The organism is Colwellia sp. RSH04, assembly GCF_003545765.1.
Classification (GTDB): Bacteria; Pseudomonadota; Gammaproteobacteria; order Enterobacterales; family Alteromonadaceae; genus Colwellia.
In genome coordinates, this window is record NZ_QXIO01000001.1 from 13252 (window position 1) to 32556 (window position 19305).

Annotated in this window: 14 protein-coding genes and 1 other RNA gene; 5 read left to right on the plus strand and 10 right to left on the minus strand. The window is 38.8% G+C overall.

The features are described 5' to 3' along the window. Window positions 1–188 precede the first annotated feature (188 nt). The 9 genes from tehB to D1094_RS00110 form a co-directional block, all read right to left on the minus strand. Window positions 189–755: a tellurite resistance methyltransferase TehB gene (gene tehB, locus D1094_RS00070; protein WP_118958058.1), complete on the minus strand. Its 567-nt coding sequence runs from the start codon at window positions 753–755 to the stop codon at window positions 189–191. Window positions 756–1082: 327 nt separating this feature from the next. Continuing rightward, complete coding sequence (locus tag D1094_RS00075) at window positions 1083–2762, minus strand: SulP family inorganic anion transporter (protein ID WP_118958059.1); 1680 nt, start codon at window positions 2760–2762, stop codon at window positions 1083–1085. A gap of 358 nt (window positions 2763–3120) precedes the next feature. Further along, window positions 3121–6006 carry an aminomethyl-transferring glycine dehydrogenase gene (gcvP, locus tag D1094_RS00080; protein ID WP_118958060.1) on the minus strand — a complete coding sequence of 962 codons (2886 nt, stop codon included), beginning with the start codon at window positions 6004–6006 and terminating at the stop codon, window positions 3121–3123. 77 nt (window positions 6007–6083) lie between these two features. Next, window positions 6084–6473, minus strand: a complete 390-nt coding sequence (gene gcvH / locus D1094_RS00085; protein WP_118958061.1) for a glycine cleavage system protein GcvH — start codon at window positions 6471–6473, stop codon at window positions 6084–6086. 127 nt (window positions 6474–6600) lie between these two features. Next, window positions 6601–7689, minus strand: a complete 1089-nt coding sequence (gene gcvT / locus D1094_RS00090) for a glycine cleavage system aminomethyltransferase GcvT (RefSeq protein WP_118958062.1) — start codon at window positions 7687–7689, stop codon at window positions 6601–6603. 423 nt (window positions 7690–8112) lie between these two features. After that, complete coding sequence (locus tag D1094_RS00095; RefSeq protein WP_118958063.1) at window positions 8113–9339, minus strand: FAD-dependent monooxygenase; 1227 nt, start codon at window positions 9337–9339, stop codon at window positions 8113–8115. A gap of 22 nt (window positions 9340–9361) precedes the next feature. Further along, on the minus strand, window positions 9362–10630 hold the full coding sequence (ubiH, locus tag D1094_RS00100) for a 2-octaprenyl-6-methoxyphenyl hydroxylase (RefSeq protein ID WP_118958064.1): 1269 nt from the start codon (window positions 10628–10630) through the stop codon (window positions 9362–9364). A 26-nt stretch (window positions 10631–10656) separates the two neighbouring features. After that, the gene (gene pepP, locus D1094_RS00105; protein WP_118958065.1) at window positions 10657–12006 is read right to left on the minus strand and encodes a Xaa-Pro aminopeptidase; all 1350 of its coding nucleotides are present in this window, start codon (window positions 12004–12006) and stop codon (window positions 10657–10659) included. A 57-nt stretch (window positions 12007–12063) separates the two neighbouring features. Next, window positions 12064–12672 carry a UPF0149 family protein gene (locus tag D1094_RS00110; protein WP_118958659.1) on the minus strand — a complete coding sequence of 203 codons (609 nt, stop codon included), beginning with the start codon at window positions 12670–12672 and terminating at the stop codon, window positions 12064–12066. A 530-nt stretch (window positions 12673–13202) separates the two neighbouring features. Between D1094_RS00110 and D1094_RS00115 the strand changes: the two genes are divergently transcribed. Together D1094_RS00115 and ssrS are read left to right on the plus strand one after the other, a co-directional pair. Next, window positions 13203–13511: a cell division protein ZapA gene (locus tag D1094_RS00115; protein WP_118958660.1), complete on the plus strand. Its 309-nt coding sequence runs from the start codon at window positions 13203–13205 to the stop codon at window positions 13509–13511. A 77-nt stretch (window positions 13512–13588) separates the two neighbouring features. Then, window positions 13589–13770, plus strand: a non-coding RNA gene (gene ssrS, locus D1094_RS00120) — 6S RNA. A 695-nt stretch (window positions 13771–14465) separates the two neighbouring features. Here the strand turns inward: ssrS and D1094_RS00125 are convergent. After that, window positions 14466–15827, minus strand: coding sequence for an MFS transporter (locus D1094_RS00125; RefSeq protein ID WP_118958066.1), 1362 nt, complete (start codon window positions 15825–15827; stop codon window positions 14466–14468). A gap of 226 nt (window positions 15828–16053) precedes the next feature. Here D1094_RS00125 and murI point away from each other — a divergent pair, with 226 nt between their 5' ends. From murI to rsmE, 3 genes are all read left to right on the plus strand, one after another. After that, on the plus strand, window positions 16054–16881 hold the full coding sequence (gene murI, locus D1094_RS00130) for a glutamate racemase (protein WP_259337771.1): 828 nt from the start codon (window positions 16054–16056) through the stop codon (window positions 16879–16881). Window positions 16882–17154: 273 nt separating this feature from the next. After that, on the plus strand, window positions 17155–18342 hold the full coding sequence (gene metK / locus D1094_RS00135) for a methionine adenosyltransferase (protein ID WP_118958067.1): 1188 nt from the start codon (window positions 17155–17157) through the stop codon (window positions 18340–18342). A gap of 157 nt (window positions 18343–18499) precedes the next feature. After that, entirely contained in the window at window positions 18500–19246 is a 747-nt protein-coding gene (gene rsmE, locus D1094_RS00140; protein ID WP_118958068.1) for a 16S rRNA (uracil(1498)-N(3))-methyltransferase, read from the plus strand. The last annotated feature ends 59 nt before the right edge of the window (window positions 19247–19305 follow it).

Below are 19305 nucleotides of genomic sequence, written 5' to 3' on the forward strand. Positions count from 1 at the left end.
AAATCCATGAGTTGCTTGATTATTTATAAACCGTCAACACAATTAAAGACTCGCCATATTAACTTTTTGTTAATCAATATACAATTAAGTACAACGAGCTAAAAAAGAGCATCAAGAAAAATATTCCTTTATAAGTACTCTGACAATATATTGTGAATCATTTGTGAAAAAATTAATACGCACTCATATTATTCAGGCTTTCTCGCCAATAACGTCGCAAACTGAAGTTGAGCGCCATTATGCATAGTGCCAACATCTTCATTGTACTTAACCACGTCCCACTCTTTATAGACTTCAGGTAACTGACCTTCTTTCAAGGTAAATGGAAAAGGTACTGGGCAAGGATGCGTGTTGGTATGCATCGCACAAACAATAAGATTATAGCCCCCCGGTAGCGTGTTTTTTTGCATATCAGCAAGCACAGCATCAACTCGAGAAGCATCAATAAACATTAACGTTACCGTACAAGAGATAAAGCCATAATCATTATTAAGACATGCTTGGTTTATATCATAAACTTGTGCCTTAATATTTGTAATCCCCTGCTCTGCACTGATGTTTTGTAACATCTCAATGGCATTCGGGTTGGCATCTATAGCGGTAACATTGAAGCCGAGTTGGCTAAGATAAAGTGCATTTCGGCCATTCGAGCAGCCCATATCTAAGGTGTCGCATGGTGCTATAACCTTACATGCATCAACAACTTCACTGTGTGCGGGGTTTAAGCCATAACGGCTATTAATATCTATGGTCATGTGAACAACATAATTGAAAAAATAAGAAGGTTATTCTACGCTTGAGCAAGCACTCATTAATACCAATAGATAATGTTTATTGCGTAAGTTTGACCCTAATCAAAAAGTAGTTTGCATATGAAGTGCTCTTTAACAATGCTATTGCTTGTAGCGATAACTTAGCTGTTAAAAAAGTAGGTGTTAAAAACGTAAGTACAAAACAACAACGTAGGTACCAAAACGTTTTTAGTACCTACGTTATATATTTATATAGGTGAAATTCCTATGAATTATCTTTACTTACTATCTGATTTATAAAAGATAAATGGTTTTTCCTTATAAATAACGTTAAGCCGTAAAGTTATTAGTAGATTTCACACCATCATCAGACATACTTTCAAGTGCCGCTTGTAATGCATCATCACGATACATAAATGTCTTCTCATCAGGTACTAAATTAAATACGTCAAATTTATTCAGTTGTTGACGAGTTTGTTCATTTGGACACAGCAGTAAAACCTCACAGTTTGCATCTTGCGCGTCTTTAATTGCATTTTCAATTGCAATACCTACCGTCACATCAATAAAAGGCACATCGGTTAAATCGACTATCATCACGCTGTAATCTGAAGCCCTTGAATGTTGGCGTGAAATGGCCTTAGATACACTAAAGATCATTGGACCCGATAGATATAAGAAAAGGACTTTGCCATTGGTTTTATCTAATAGATCTCGCTCTTTTGGTGTTAATGGCACGTCATCGTCATCTGCATCACTAATCGTTCTCACTTGACGTTCTTGCTCTCGGCTTAGCCTTTCAATGATCATAATATTAGAGATAAAAACACCAAGACCAACCGCAATGATTAAATCAACGAAAACCGTTAATAGCATAACACCGTACATAATAACCATGCCTTGCAGGCTGATTTTATGTGCTCGTTGAATAAAGCTCCAATCTAAAATATTAAAACCGACATAAACTGCAATTCCAGCTAATACAGCCATAGGAATTGGCTCTGTTAAGCCCCCTGCGACAAGCACAACGAGCGCCAGAATAATAGCGCGAGTAATACCTGATAAAGGTGAGCGAGCCCCAACTTGAATATTAGTTACTGTTCCCATGGTTGCACCTGCACCAGGCAATGCTCCAAAAAAACCAGCAATCATATTTGCCAGCCCTTGCCCTCGTAACTCTTTATCTGAATTGTGTTCTTTACGCGTTAACGAATCACCGATGACCGCTGTTAATAACGTATCAATACAACCTAACGTGCCAAGTACTAAGGCATCAATAACCATAGTAGTGAACATTTCGCTATTGAAGTGTGGTATAACAAATGACGGCAACCCCATAGGTATTTCGCCGATCCGTCGAATTGAATCTTGATCAAATAAAAGAATAGAAAATAATGTTACTGCAACTAATGCGATTAATTGAGCGGGTACAATTTTTTTATACTTACTAGGGCATAAAAATAAAATAGCTAACGTTAAGATACCTAAAAACAACTCACCAAACTGCACATTCATGATTGTACTTGGCAATTCAGCTAACGTACCTATTACGCCACCGCTAGGGGCTTGGTGTCCCAAAAGAGGAGACAATTGAAGAATGATAAGAATAACACCAATACCAGACATAAAGCCTGAAATAACACTATATGGCATTAATGTTATGTATTTTCCAAGTTTTAAAGTCCCCAATAATACTTGAAACGCACCTGCCATCATCACCACAGTGAACGACATTGCTAGGCCTGTTTCGGGGTATTTTGCCATCATGCTTGTTAAGACCGCAGTCATAATAACTGTCATCGGCCCTGTAGGCTCTGAAATCAAGCTTGTTGAACCACCAAATAAGGCAGCAAATAAACCAACTAAAATTGCCCCCCAAAGTCCTGCTTCAGCACCCGCTCCAGACGCTACACCAAACGCTAATGCTAATGGTAACGAAATGACGGCTGTTGTGACACCACCAAACAAATCACCTTTTAAATTAATATTTTCAAAACGATTATCAAACACTTACAAGACCTTAAAAGTTAATAAACACCAAAGAGATATCAGACTTAACATAATTTTACCTTTAAATGACACGATAAAAAATAAGTTTAATACCTGAAAAAGTTTAACCTGCGCATTCAAAAGTAATACTAAAACTTGTCCTATATACTAACACTTACTATAAAACTAACCTTTAGCTAGCTTGCTAGTTTATCGTTTATTGATAGTCTGAGCCAACCTGCACTCATTTTATTTTCAACTACCGAAAACGATTAAAACCGTTAGAACATTATACAAATTAATAAAAAGCCTAATCCCGAGACAAAAAAATAGACAAACCGAAGTTTGTCTATTTTATTAATACTCAACTACCTATGATCTAGTCTTTATACGTATCTACACTTGGACATGAACAAATTAAGTTTCTGTCACCGTATACATCATCAATACGGTTAACTGTTGGCCAGAATTTGTTTTCTGCAACGGCTGCTACTGGGTAAACCGCTTCTTTAATTGAATAAGCACGATCCCACTGTGATGTTACGTCAGCCATAGTATGTGGTGCATTGTGAAGCGGGTTGTCTTCGCTTGTCCACTCACCAGTTTCAACTTTTCGTACTTCATCACGAATACAAACCATGGCTTCAATGAAGCGGTCTAATTCAGCTTTGCTTTCTGATTCAGTTGGCTCAATCATGAACGTACCCGCAACAGGGAACGACATTGTTGGTGCATGGAAACCATAGTCCATTAAACGCTTAGCCATATCTACTTCAGTGATGCCAGATTCCGCTTTAATTGGGCGTAAATCAATAATACACTCATGGGCAACACGACCATTAGGGCCAGTGTAAAGAATTGGGTAATGTGCACTTAACTTTTTCGCTAAGTAGTTAGCGTTAGTGATGGCATATTTGGTTGAATCAGTTACACCTTGCTTACCAAGCATTGCACAGTAAAGGTAAGAGATACATAAAATACCCGCACTACCAAATGGTGCAGCAGACACTGCGCCGTTACCTTTAGTGCTTTCACTTACATTGATTAACGCATGATCGGGTAAGAATGGAGCTAAGTGAGACTTAACGCCAATAGGACCCATACCTGGACCACCACCACCATGCGGAATAGCAAAGGTTTTGTGTAAGTTTAAGTGAGAAACGTCAGCACCAATGTGACCCGGTGATGTTAAACCAACCTGTGCATTCATGTTCGCACCATCAAGGTATACTTGGCCGCCATTGTCATGAATGATGTTACAGATTTCAGCAATGGTTTTCTCGTAAACACCGTGCGTAGACGGGTATGTGATCATAATACAAGATAAGCTATCACGTAACTCTTCAGCTTTCGCTGTTAAGTCAGCCATGTCAACGTTACCTTCTTTGTCACAATCAACGACAACAACTTTCATACCAACCATCATCGCTGATGCTGGGTTTGTACCGTGTGCAGAGGCGGGAATTAAACAAATGTTACGATGACCTTCACCACGGCTTTCGTGGTACTTGTGAATGGCAATTAAACCAGCGTATTCACCTTGTGCACCAGAGTTTGGTTGCATTGAAATATTATCGTAACCTGTAAGCTCTACTAACCAGTCACCTAATTCGTCAATCATTTCTTTGTAACCAACAGCTTGGTCAATTGGTGCGAATGGGTGCATGTTAGCAAATTCAGGCCATGATACCGGGATCATTTGCGCGGTTGCATTTAGCTTCATGGTACAAGAGCCTAAAGAAATCATTGAGTGATTCAATGCTAAATCTTTGTTCTCTAATTTTTTGATGTAACGTAGCATCTCAGTTTCACTGTGATACGAGTTAAATACTGGGTGCGTTAAGATTTCAGACTCACGCACTAGTGATGCTGGAATTGACGAGTGACCACAATCAGTAATTTGCTTATCAAGTGCTGCAACATCTAAACCATGACCTTCACCTAATAATACGTCAAATAACGTCACTAGGTTTTCACGCGTTGTTGTTTCATCTAATGAAACAGACACTTGGCCTTCAACATCGGTACGAAGGTTTAAGTTAGCCGCTAATGCACGAGTAACAATTTCATCTTTGTTATCAACGTTGAATGTTAATGTATCAAAGTAATTAGCGTGAACTGCTGTTAAACCTTTGCTTGCTGTACCTAAACATAAAATATCAGTTAAACGGTGAATACGGTTAGCAATGGTTTTTAAACCTTGAGGACCATGATAAACCGCATAGAACGCTGCCATGTTGGCTAACAATACTTGTGCAGTACAAATATTTGAATTAGCTTTCTCACGACGGATATGTTGTTCACGAGTTTGCATTGCCATACGAAGCGCTGGGTTGTCACGTGTATCTTTTGATACACCAATAATACGACCTGGCAGAGAACGCTTGTATTTATCGCTGGTTGTGAAGAATGCCGCATGAGGGCCACCATAGCCCATTGGTACACCAAAACGTTGGCTAGAACCAATTACTGCGTCAGCGCCTAACTCACCTGGCGCTTTAAGTAGCACTAAACTCATAATGTCAGCTGCTACGGCAACAATGGCTTTTTTCTCATGAATTTTAGCGATTAAATCGCTGATGTCTTTTACTTCACCCGACGCGCTTGGGTACTGTAATAAAGCACCAAAGATATCGTGTTCAGCCGCTTCTTCTAATGGTGCAACAATTACGTCAAAACCAAACATTTCGGCACGTTGTTTTACAACGTCAATTGTTTGAGGGTAAACACCGTCTGAAACGAAGAATAAGTTAGATTTTTTATTTTTAGCTACACGCTTTGCTAATGCCATTGCTTCTGCAGCAGCAGTACCTTCATCAAGCAATGAAGCTGATGCTAGGTCTAAACCTGTTAGGTCTAAACACATTTGTTGGTAGTTTAATAATGACTCTAAACGACCTTGAGCGATTTCTGGCTGATATGGTGTATACGCAGTATACCAACCTGGATTTTCTAACACATTACGTAAAATTACGTTAGGTGTTAAAGTTCCGTAGTAACCAAGACCAATATAGGTGTCATTTACCTTATTCTTGCTTGCTACCGCTTTTAAGTCTGTTAGCGCTTGTATCTCACTTTTGCTTTCACCAATGTTTGGTAATTGTGATAAGCGAATGTCGCTAGGTACAATCTCATCAATCAATGCATCAACCGACTCAGCGCCAATGTCATTTAACATTGCTTGAGTTTGTGCTGCATCAGGGCCTATGTGGCGGCGAATGAAATCTTGTCTTTGCTCTAAAGCATCTAATGATAAAGTAGTCATAAAACAGTTTACCTAAAAATAAAAAAAGAAAGCCCCGAACTTCAGTTCAGGGCTTTTAACATTTTGTTAATTAACGATTAATCTTCGTCGATTGAATTAGCATAACCTTCAGCATCTAGTAATGCATCAAGTTCGGCAGCGTCATCAAGTTTAATTTTGAATAACCAACCGTCACCGAATGCATCAGAGTTTACTAGCTCTGGTGAATCTTCTAATTCTTCATTGACTTCTACGATTTCACCGGTTACTGGTGCGTAGATGTCTGATGCTGCTTTTACCGATTCAGCAACACAAATGTCATCACCTGTGCTAACTGTTTCGCCAACTTCTGGAAGCTCAACGAAAACCATGTCACCTAAAAGGCCTTGAGCATGCTCTGTAATACCAACAGTAACGGTACCGTCACCTTCGTTGCGAACCCACTCGTGTGATGTAACATACTTTAATTCAGAAGGAATGTTGCTCATTTTTATGTTCCTATTTTTTTATATTTTCAAATTCATTTAAAGGTCAAAAACTAACCATAGTATATACTTGCTTTTCGTCAAAGGTATACGACAAAAAAGCAATATAAATCAAATTTTCGTCAAAAAGTTAAAATACTTTTTTACCGTTTCGAACGAAGCTAGGCTTAGTTACTTGTACCTTAACTAATTTTTTACGCATTTCTACTTCTACCGTGTCACCTACTTTTACGCTACGTGGTACACGTGCTAAGGCAACACTGTGTTCTAACGTTGGTGAGAACGTACCTGAAGTTATTTCGCCGTCACCAAACTCAGTAACAACGCGTTGGTGTGAACGTAATACACCTTTTTCTTCTAAGACTAAACCAACCAGTTTAGGTTGATCAGCAGCAGCACGTTGAGCAGCAAGTACTTCACGACCAATAAAGTGTCGTTCTTCTGGTTCCCAGCTAATTGTCCAAGCCATGTTAGCGGCTAATGGAGAAACACTTTCGTCCATATCTAAACCGTAAAGGTTCATGCCCGCTTCTAAACGCAAAGTATCACGAGCACCTAAACCACAAGGTTTAACACCCACTTTTAAAAGCTTTTCCCAAAATTCTTCTGCTGCGCTATCTGGTACAATAATTTCGTAACCATCTTCACCAGTGTAACCTGTTGTTGCAATAAATAAGTCACCAACTTGTACACCGTAAAAAGGCTTCATACCTTCAACGGCAACAATTTCAGCAGGTGTTAATAAGTTAGCAACTTTAGCTTTTGCTTCAGGACCTTGAACAGCAATCATACCGAACTCTGGACGTTCAGTAATCGTTATATCAAAACCTTCAGATTGTTTCGCCATCCAAGCTAAATCTTTTTCACGCGTTGCAGAGTTAACCACTAAACGGTAATTGGTTTCAGAGAAGTAATAGATAATTAAATCATCAATTACGCCACCTTCTTCATTACACATACCGGTGTAAAGTGCTTTACCTGGTGTAGCAAGCTTTGCAACATCATTAATCACTAAACGACGTAAAAATGTTTGCGCGTCACTACCTTGAACATCAACAATCGTCATATGTGAAACATCGAACATACCCGCATCGGTACGTACAGCATGATGCTCTTCAATTTGTGAACCATAGTTAATTGGCATTTCCCAGCCGTAAAAATCAACCATTTTGGCGCCAGATTCTAAGTGTTTTGCATGTAGTACAGTTTTGTTAGTCATGTTTTCACCTAATGTTTTAGTGTGCTGTTGTTATTCTTGGGTTAATGCACCTTGGCTAGGAAGCTTAGTCGCTAGCATTTAATTAACAACAATTCTATTTGACAAAGTTAAGCAATTATACCGTCAGCCGACTGTTCATTCAACAGAAAAAGCCATAATTAAAAAATATAAAACTGACTTATTTAAAATATCAGAATTATATTTTTTATATTTCGGTTTATCGAAATTATTACCTGTTATTGAGTTTTTTTAAATGACGAGAACAAATAAAGCGCAGCAAAATCAATTTCACTTCGCTTTACACTACTTTTTTCTTTAGCTATTTATTGATTTTAAAAGCAAAAACCTGACTAAAGAGTCAGGTTTTTGAGTTGTTTTCACTCGTTTAAAAATTACTTTATTAATTGAGGTGTTACTTCAATCTCACTTAGATTTTTTAGTGAGCTTAGGTAACCCTTCTTTTAAACCAAGTGCTTGGCTTATCAATTGCTTTTTAACGAACGGTAAATTATTGACTAAGTTCATCCCTAAGCCACGAACAAATTTTACTGCCGATTGTTGTGGGGTAAACGCTTGTTTTATACCCGCCATTGCTGCAATCATTTCAGTGGCTTCACTTTTACGCCAACGAGCAAATTTTAACAACGCTTGCTGATCAACCTTTTCAGTGAATATTTGTGCTAACGCAGCGGCATCTAGCAAGCCAAGGTTAACGCCTTGCCCTGCAAGAGGATGAATAGTATGCGCTGCATCACCAATTAAAATCACGCGATTTTTGACACTTTCTTGCACTAAACGCATCGTTAATGGGTAAGTTGCTCTGTCACTCATTAATTCAATCGCACCTAACTTTCCATCACTCGCCGCAGTTAATTCTTTTGCAAAATCGACACCATCTAGGGCAGTTAATCGTTTTGCTTCATCAGGAGAGGTTGAGTAAACAATTGAGCATAACTCGTGCCCTTGGTGTTTAGCATCTAAAGGTAAAAATGCCAACGGCCCTGTTGATAAAAAGACCTGCCACGCTGTATTTTTATGCCCTTGGGGGCATTTAACTGTCGCGACAATGGCGTGATGATCATAGTCTTTGAAGATCATTGCCATATCCATTTGCTTTCTTACCCATGAATTAGCGCCATCGGCACCAACAACATAGTTAGCCATTATAGGTTGGGCATTATTTTCAAAACTGGCGAAAACTTCACTTTCTCCTTGAGCGAGGTTGGCCAATTTACTGTCTGTGAAAAAGCTTATGCCTTCATCTTGCTCTGCTTTATGCCATAGCGCATTGCGAATAACTTTATTTTCGATGATCCAGCCTAGCTGCCTATCTTGATCATTCGTCCCTATGGCATCGATATCATCTATAGAAAAGTTTAACTTACCTAAACCCGATTTATCCCATACATGCATATATTGATAGGCTTGGTTTCTGCTTGCTGTAATATCACCCCAGACAGCTAGATTTTCGAATATATGCTTACTGGCAATATTAATAGCACTGACACGAATTTCAGGCTCATCAGTAATTGCTGAAACTGGCAGCGTATCTGCAATGGCAATATTGAGTTGGCTATTTTTACGTAGTGCAAGGGCTAAAGTTAATCCCACCATGCCTGCACCAACAATTAATACATCAAACTTTTGCATGTTTTTCTCTTTTGACTGAGTGCTAATAGCCCATCGTTTTGTTAACGAGTATCTTTTTCAACACAGGGACATTATCAAATAATTTTAATCCGGTATTTCTTCCAACCACTAGAGGAGGCAAGTCGCTCGCAAATAAGGTCACTAACGAATCTGTTAACTGGATCACTTGCTGTTGGTCTTTAGTGCGAGTAAGTTGATATTGCTGTAATAAGTCAAAGCTGCCAATATCTTCTTTTTCGTTTGTTACTGAGTTTGTTGTTTCAGATAAAGCATTAGCTATTAACTCACTCATATAAGCAACATCACGCAGGCCTAAATTAAAGCCTTGCCCAGCAATAGGGTGAATTGTATGAGACGCATTGCCAATAAGTGCCATACGATGAAATACTTGCTGCTTTGCTTGAAGTAACACTAATGGGTATACATCGCGCTTACCCACGTGGGTAACACCACCAAGCCAGAAACCAAAAGCTTGTTCAAGCGCCAAAGCAAATGCTTCATCTGACAATGCGATAATGTCTTGTGCTTGACTCGGCGTCATAGTCCATACTAATGAGCAGCGCCCTTGACCTAGTTGTTTTGTTTTTTGCTCACTGATTAACGGCAAAGGTAACATTGCAATAGGGCCATGTTCAGTAAACCGCTCAAAGGCTTTGTTAAGATGTGCTTTTTCTGTACAAACATTGGCGATAAGTGCCACTTGTTCATAATCACTCTGCTCTACGTCTATGCCTGCTTGCTTTCTGCATACAGAATTAGCACCATCGCAAGCAAGCAGAAGTTGTGCATGTAGAGATTTACCCGAATTTAACTGCACATTAACGCATTGGCTTTGCCATTCAATGGTTTGTATTGAATCAGGACTGAACCATGTAACATTCGACTTTTCAGATAACTTTTGCAGCAGTGCTTTTCCGATGAGCGCCATATCAATAACATAACCGAGTGCATCTACCGAAAACTCCTCTGCTGCTAAACGAGACTTGCCAAAGTGACCGCGATCTGAAATATCAATATCTTTAATAGCACACGCTTTATCTGCAAGTAATGACCATACCCCTACTTGCTGTAAATATTGAGCGCTACCATGTGATAACGCCAGCACCCTATCATCAAACAAAGGGGTGTGTTGATTAACATTGGCTGATTGGTGTTCATTCGCTTCAATGACAGCTATTGATAATAAGCTACCATCAGATTTTTTATGATCACTTAAACTCAGTGCCATTAAACAGCCAGATAAGCCACCACCAGAGATAATAACGTCGTATTTTGCTTTTGACTGTTCCATTAACAAGCGCTCTATCTGATCTACTATTAACTATTTGCCTTTGCCATTAATGCTTCAATGGCATCTATGGTATCAGGGGCATCTTGCGTTAGGTTTTCAAAGCCTTGTGCAGTAACGGCAATATTATCTTCAATTCGTACGCCAATACCACGCCACTTTTCATCAACATTAAGATCAGATAGTGGAATATAAATACCTGGCTCAATAGTCATGACCATACCTTGCTCAAAAGGTCGATGCTGTTCACGTTCAGCATTAGCGTGGTAATCGCCTACATCATGTACGTCTAAACCAAGCCAATGTCCTAAGCCATGAATAAAGTAGTCTTTAACCTTCTTTTCTTCAATAAGAGCAGTTAAATCACCAGACAACACGCCTAACTCAAGTAAACCTTTCGTTAAGAACTCAATCGTTAATACATTTAATTTAGCAAATGACATGCCTGGCTTAATGGCGTTAACCGCTAGGTTTTTCGCATCAAGCACCAATTGATAAATGGCTTTTTGTTCTGTGGTAAATTTGCCGTTAATTGGAAACGTTCGGGTAATATCAGCTGCGTACCCGTCTAATTCTCCACCAGCATCAATAAGTAATAATTCATTATTGTTTAATACATCACTATTATTGGTGTAATGTAAAATATTTGCATTATCGCCACCTGCTACAATTGTGCCGTAGGCCGCATAACGTGCGCCATTTCGGGCAAACTCATGTAATATTTCAGCTTCCACTTGATATTCAAATTTACCCACGCCTGCTTTTTGCATCGCTCTTTGGTGAGCGTTTCCTGAAATAATATTGGCTTGGCGCATCAAGGCTAATTCATTGCTTGATTTTATTAGTCGTAATTCATTCGTTATCACCGCACTATCAAATAAATTTGATGGTGCGTGACCACCTTGGCGAAGAGTTGATTTGACTTGGGCTATCCAACCAAAAACTTTACTCGTTAACACGTCGTTGGCGAAAGGGAATAATACTTGCGACTTACCATCGATGTAATCAGGCAAGTAAGAATCTATTTCATCACAGGTAAAAGCATGTTCTACTTTATAGTCAGCAACCGCTTTTTCTTGTCCGATTCTTCGACCGTGCCATACTTCTTGCAATGCATCTTTCGCTAAACAAAACAGAATACTTTCACAGTGATTGTTTTCATCTTTAACAAGTACTAGTAAAGCATCAGGCTCATTAAAGCCGGTTAAGTAATAAAAATTTTTGTCTTGGCAAAAACCATATTCTGTATCATTACTGCGAGTCACCTCAGTATTTGCTGAGATAATAGCCACAGAGTTACTTGGCATTTGCTTAAAGAATGCTAAGCGATGCGCTTGAAATTCTTCGATAGGTAATTTTGTTAACGTAGTTGATGACATGGTTTAACCTAAACTAATGATTTGAAATAAGATAAATTTAATGCAAGTTAATGCACATTAATGCAAGGTTTTACTGTCTGCATCTTTGCCTTGTGGTATATTTTTTACATCACGACTTGGTAAGGTAGCAAGTTCACTAAAGCACAATAATGCTGATATTCTTACGTACTCGCTTATTTCAAAGTAGGCTTGCTCTGTCGCTTCATCTTCTTCCATTTCATCTGAAAGGTTAGCAATTTCACTAAAGTCAGTAAGCACTTCTTTAACTTCAGCAGATAACACTGGGCTATTTTTTTGTTGCAAACCAAAACCAAGGTTAAAGCCTTGCACCCAAACACCCAATGCATTACCTCGTTCGGCTATAGAGTCATCATCATCAGGCAATAACAGATTAAAACCGTATGTATCGTCTAGTACATTACCCCAGATTTCAAGGTACAACTGAGTTATCGCGAGTTTAACAGGGCTTGGAAAATTATCGCCTTGATTAAATAAGTCATTAAGCGTGCCAATATAGCTTTTATCTTCTATAGCAAAGCCAGCACAGATTAATCCCGTTAATACGCCATGTAGTTCACTAGCGTGCGCTTCAACACTTTCACTGGTTAAAATGGCTTGTAAAGCCGAAAAATCTAGAGCCGATGGCTCATCTAAATGGTCAGTCATAATAAAGGAACTATAATAAAGGTAGATATTGCTCGCTATGTTATCACTGCTACAAACAATACCCAAGCGAGTAGCAAAGTAAATATACGATAGAGTAATACCAATCCGCATAAGAAAGTGATCTCTTAGCGAGAATTTAAAGGCTTTTAGGCAAGGCATTGATTGATGATAATGGTTGTTCCCTTATCAAAATCAATAACGCAGCATATACGCCTTTAAAAATCGCCCTTTGGGAACAAATGAGCACCATGATAATTGCTCAAAATTTTCTCAATGTAGAATGACTATATTTTCGTAAATTTTGATTATTCTAATGTCGCTATTGCTGTTCTAAGTGATCACTTCTTTATGTGGAATGGTATAAGGCTCGGCAACTATTTTTTACAATGTTATGACTGAAGTTGCTCCTGAAGTAATTTATTTGTCACATTTAACCTCATTCACTTGCATAGCGACAAAAGCCTAGTTATAGTGCAACATTGCAATGGAACCGCGCTATATTATTAATTAACCTTGGGATTTTTGACAAAATGAGTCAACGAACAGTTGAAATTAATGTACTAGATCGTAAGCTTAAAGTGGCTTGTCCTTCAGGACAGGAAACCGCGTTGCTGTCTGCTGCAGAAGAACTCAGTAAAAGGTTAACCCTCTCAAGTAATGCAAAAGCCATTGCCACACCTGAACAAACATTACTCATGACTGCTCTGAATTTAGCTAACGATTTATTGCAAGCCCAACAGCAATTGAAAGTTGAGCAACAAGAGAACCAAGAAAAAATTGCGCTTTTACAAGCCACGATAGAACAAGCCTTAGCGCCATCGAATAATAAACGCGCATAACGTTTATTAACTAAGCGTTCAGCTCTTACCTGTTAAAAAAAACTTATTTGACGAGTAATTATTCGCTATACTAAAAGTGTCTTCTGGGATGTTTGTATGTGAACTGTGTCCCTGAGCCGATAAGTTTTACCTTAGGGAATTGACTATTAACTATTGTGCAGGCCCGGCATGTATCGGGAAGCCTACGGTTAGCATGATATTTCCGCCCTGAACACACGGTGTTCAGGACTATTGTGAGCTGCGGCATCTTGGAAGACAACTACCTCTAACGTTACTCACTTCTCGACTCTAAACAATAATATTTCCGCGCTGCACCTAATAACACACGGTGTTCTGGACTATTGTGAGCTGCGGCAAAGCTCAAACATCATTGGAAGACAACTACCTCTAATGTTACTCACTTCTCGACTCTAAACAATAATATTTCCGCGCTGCACCTAATAACACACGGTGTTCTGGACTATTGTGAGCTGCGGCAAAGCTCAAACATCATTGGAAGACAACTACCTCTAATGTTACTCACTTCTCGACTCTAAACAATAATATTTCCGCGCTGCACCTAATAACACACGGTGTTCTGGACTATTGTGAGCTGCGGCAAAGCTCAACCATCATTAGATGACAACTACCTCTAATGTTACTCACTTCTCGACTCTAAACAATAATATTTCCGCACAGCACCTAATAACACACGGTGTTCAGGACTATTGTGAGCTGCGGCAAAGCTCAACCATCATTGGAAGACAACTACCTCAAACGTTATTCACTTCTCGACTCCAAACGATAATATTTCCGCGCTGCACCTAATAACACACGGTGTTCTGGACTATTGTGAGCTGCGGCATCTTGGAAGACAACTACCTCAAACGTTTTTCTAAAAGCTATTTCAAACTCAATGTTACCTTTATCAATCTAGTTACTTACCTAATTGACTTACCTAATTAACTTAACGAGTTACTCACTTACGTTGCTAACTACTGGGTTATCATCTTGCTCTGAAGTAACAAATTCTGGTCGAGGCATTTTACTTAACATGGCATACAAATAAATTACGACTAGCGAAAGCACAGCACTACAAATAAACAAAGTAGATCCACCGAAATAATCCAATATCAACCCACCACCTAGTGGTGCAAAAGCAAAACCAAATTCATAGAAGGATGATGCGCCAAAATAAGCGCCACGAAGATGCTTAGGGGCAATTCGGTCAATATGAACATTCATCGTAGGAAAAAGTATCGTTTCAGCCAAGCTCATGATAATCACTGCACCTATCCACCCCCAAAAAAGCGATACCGGATTTAACCCCATCCATAGCTGAGATATCGCTAATAATACTAAACCTATTTGAATTCTAGCGATAAGTGAAATATGTGCCATCATTCTGAGCATTGCGAATTGCGTAGTAATTATCACCATCGCATTAGTAAAGATTATTGTTGATATAAGCATCAATAATTCAGGCACTTCAGCGCGGGTTAAGTATTGAATGAGCGAACTATCCATTTGCCCATAAATAAACATACAAATAATATTTGCCAAAATAAGGCATTGAAAAAGTTTATCTTGTCGTAAAATTTTACTAATCTCTTTAAAGCTAACGTTTTCTTTTTTGCCTTCTTCTTTTTTACTCTTTGCTTTATTTGCTTCACTGTTCAGTTTTACTGTTGTACTTACTTCTTTCTCTTTAATTTGAATAGCCTTGCTTGTTTCAATGGCAGCTTCTTGTTTCTCATGCTGATAAAAGCCCCACGATAATAAGCACAACAAAAACACAAAGGCCATGGCAGTAATATAAAAGCTTGATTGCTCACCTGTTAATCCCATCCAAACGCCAACCATGGGGCCTACTGCACAGCCAACATTTACCACAAAATAAAGGGATTGCATGGCAAGCTCGCGCGTCTTACTGTCATCAATCATATCCCCTATTAATGCACTAATTAGCGGACGCCATAACGCTGTCGCAATTGAACACAAAGTAATAACAATAACATAACCTTCAATATGATCTATTTCAGCCAACAAAGAGAAAGATATAATATAAAGCAACCCACTGAAATACATTAATTTCTTGCGGCCAATACGATCAGACAACGCACTACCAACAAAACTAATAAAGACCGAAACGATGGCTGCTACCGAAAGAATTAACCCGACTTCAGTGGCAGTAAGAGAAAACTTTTCATACAAGATAACAGCTAAGAAGGGCCACACCATATAAAAGCTGCCGCGAGTAATAAACGAGCCAAAGAGTAAGATCCACATTAACAATGGAAATTGCTTCATTCGACTTATTGAAACGTCACTAGACATACTTACCCTTACTCATAAAAAACTTACCGCTATTCTCACGCTAAACTTATCATTGACACCAATTTAAGTAAAGATTTAATAAACAAAAAACTTTACCTATTTTTATTGTTTTTTTCTTAAAAAATACTCTATTTTTCGAGATCCCTTTAGAAAATAAGAAAGCTATTGATTTATCGCTACAGAAACTAATACAATTTCCCTGATACTCCCAGCTTTTGAGACCACTTTGACCAACCTTAAAAACGTTAACATCGGACCAAGTAATAATGCCCCAATAGGGATTTTTGACTCTGGGGTCGGTGGTTTATCCATTGCAAAATGTATCAGTGAACAACTTCCTCATGAAGGTTTGATCTATGTTGCCGATACCTTGCACGCCCCTTATGGAGAAAAGTCGATTGACTTCATTATTGAAAGAGTTAACACCATAGCTCATCGCTTGGTTAAACAGGGCGCTAAAGTGTTAGTGATTGCCTGTAACACTGCAACGGTAAATGCTATTTCGCAATTAAGAGAGCAGCTATCAATCCCTATCATTGGTGTAGAGCCAGCAATTAAACCCGCTGCATTACAAAGTAAATCGAAAAAGGTTGCTGTTTTAGTGACTCAAGCGACAAGTGAAAATAGTCAATTTAAATCGCTAATAACTAAGCATCAAAATGGCGCACAAGTTTTTATTCAACCTTGCCCAGGCTTAGTTGAAAAAATAGAGCAAGGCTTAAGTGACAGCCATTGCTGCGACCAACTACTACGACGTTATCTTTTACCCCTTATAGCACAAAAGGTTGATCGCATTGTGCTTGGCTGTACTCACTACCCTTTTCTCCAACAACAAATAAAGCGCATAATTGAAGAAGAAAAAGCTTCAATATTACTTGTTGAAACTGCATTACCTGTAACCCTTCAGCTTATTAGTCAATTAGAAAGACACAATTTATCTGCAGCAAAATCTAATATTGGAACCAGACAATTTTATAGCTCAAAAAATACTAATATTCAGCAGGAACTCTTTACTAAGTTATGGCAAAACCCTCTTACATTACAGAGCTTTTAAGCATAAATTTATTTATTGCATATTATTTCAATTAGTATTACTAAAGCATTTCTATTTTTTGGCGATAACATTAAAGTTATAAATTCAATCAGTTACAAAAAAAACAAAAAGACGTTTAGCCGTCTAGGCGTAAAAAAACTAGAAAACAATTATAGAAAGGTGTAATATCGCCTCAATTGAATTTTTTTCTATGCTTACTTTATTATTTTTTGTCACCATTAATTATTAAAAATTAATATCTACGCACAAAAACAAACAAATTGCAGAGGGTTTATGTCTAAACAATACTTTACTTCGGAATCAGTATCTGAAGGTCACCCAGATAAAATTGCCGATCAAATTTCTGATGCGGTATTAGACGCGATTATCACACAAGATAAACATGCCCGTGTTGCTTGTGAAACCATGGTAAAAACTGGGGTAGCGATTATCTCTGGTGAAGTTTCAACAACCGCTTGGGTTGACTTAGAAAAGTTAACTCGTAATGTCATTAGTGAAATTGGTTATACCTCTTCTGATGTTGGTTTTGACGGTGAAACATGTGGCATTATGAACTTAATCGGCCAACAGTCACCAGAAATCGCACAAGGTGTCGATCGCTCTAAACCTGAAGATCAAGGTGCTGGTGATCAAGGTCTAATGTTTGGTTATGCAACCAACGAAACTGAAACATTAATGCCTGCGCCATTATACTACTCTCACCGTTTAGTAGAGCGTCAAGCGGAAGCACGTAAATCAGGCGTATTACCTTGGTTGCGCCCTGATGCAAAATCGCAAGTAACGTTTATTTATGAAGATAACAAGCCTGTTGCTATTGATACGGTAGTATTATCAACGCAACACGACCCTGAAATTAAGCAAGAAGATTTACATGATGCCGTGATGGAAAACATCATTAAGCACACTCTACCTGCTGAGTTATTAACGAAAGACACCAAGTACTTTATTAACCCAACCGGTCGTTTTGTTATTGGTGGCCCAGTGGGTGACTGTGGTTTAACCGGTCGTAAGATTATTGTAGATACATACGGTGGTATGGCTCGACATGGCGGTGGTGCATTCTCAGGTAAAGATCCTTCAAAAGTTGATAGAAGTGCTGCGTACGCGGGTCGTTATGTTGCAAAAAACATTGTTGCTGCTGGTCTAGCAGATCGCTGTGAGATTCAAGTGTCTTATGCGATTGGTGTTGCCGAACCCACTTCAATTTCAATTGAAACATTTGGTACAGGTAAAGTATCGGAAGAAAAATTAGTTGAGCTGGTACGTGAACACTTTGATTTGCGCCCATACGGTATCACTAAAATGCTTGATTTACTGCACCCAATGTATCAACAAACCGCTGCATATGGTCACTTCGGCCGTGAACCCTATGAAATGACTGTAGGTGAAGATACCTTTACCGCCTTTAGCTGGGAAAAAACAGACAAAGCTGACGATTTACGTCAAGCTGCTGGGTTATAATCAGCAAAATTACTGTCATTAATGACTGTTAACAAAACCTCCTGCTGGAGGTTTTGTTGTTTTTGCAGAAAATAAAAAGCGCCAGCCATTGTTTTTTATATGCTCTGCCCCTATCTTTTAGCTATTCATTAGAAGAAAAATAAAAGCCAATAAGATTATGTCAAATCCGAGAATTTACCAAGCCACAGATTTTAATGTAAACGACACGGTGAAATTATCTGACGAGTCTTTTGGTCATGTCATCAGGGTTCTTCGGTTAACGCAAGGTGATGTCATTACCCTTTTCAACGGTAATGAAAATAAACAATACACTGCTGAATTGGCTGATGTTAATAAGAAGCAAGCTTCGGTAATGATTATCGCAGAAGAAACTATTGAGCGTGAATCTCCCTTAGATATTCACTTAGGGCAAGGTATTTCTCGAGGCGATCGTATGGACTTTACCTTGCAAAAGTCTGTTGAGCTCGGGGTTAAATCAATTACGCCGTTATTCACAGAGCGCTGCGGGGTAAAACTTAACGGTGAACGGCTGAGTAAAAAACAGCAGCAATGGCAAAAAATAGTCGTGAGTGCCTGTGAGCAAAGTGGCCGAGTATTTGTGCCTATTGTCAACACGCCTATTTCGCTTGCACAATGGCTTGAACAACAAACCCACGCACTCAAGCTGAACTTACACCCTAAAGCCAGTCATTCTATTATGACATTACCTGCTGATGAGTTAGCAAATGACAAGCAAGTAAGATTATTAATTGGTCCCGAAGGGGGTCTTAGCGAAGAAGAAATTCAATTAGCTAATGAGGCACACTTTACTGACGTTTTACTTGGACCAAGAGTATTAAGAACAGAAACAGCCGCGTTAACAGCCATTACCGCATTACAATGTCGTTTTGGCGATTTAACATAGTTTAAAAATTAACACCTGATAGCTAGTAAAAGTTAGCGCAGTCAACATTATATTAAAGG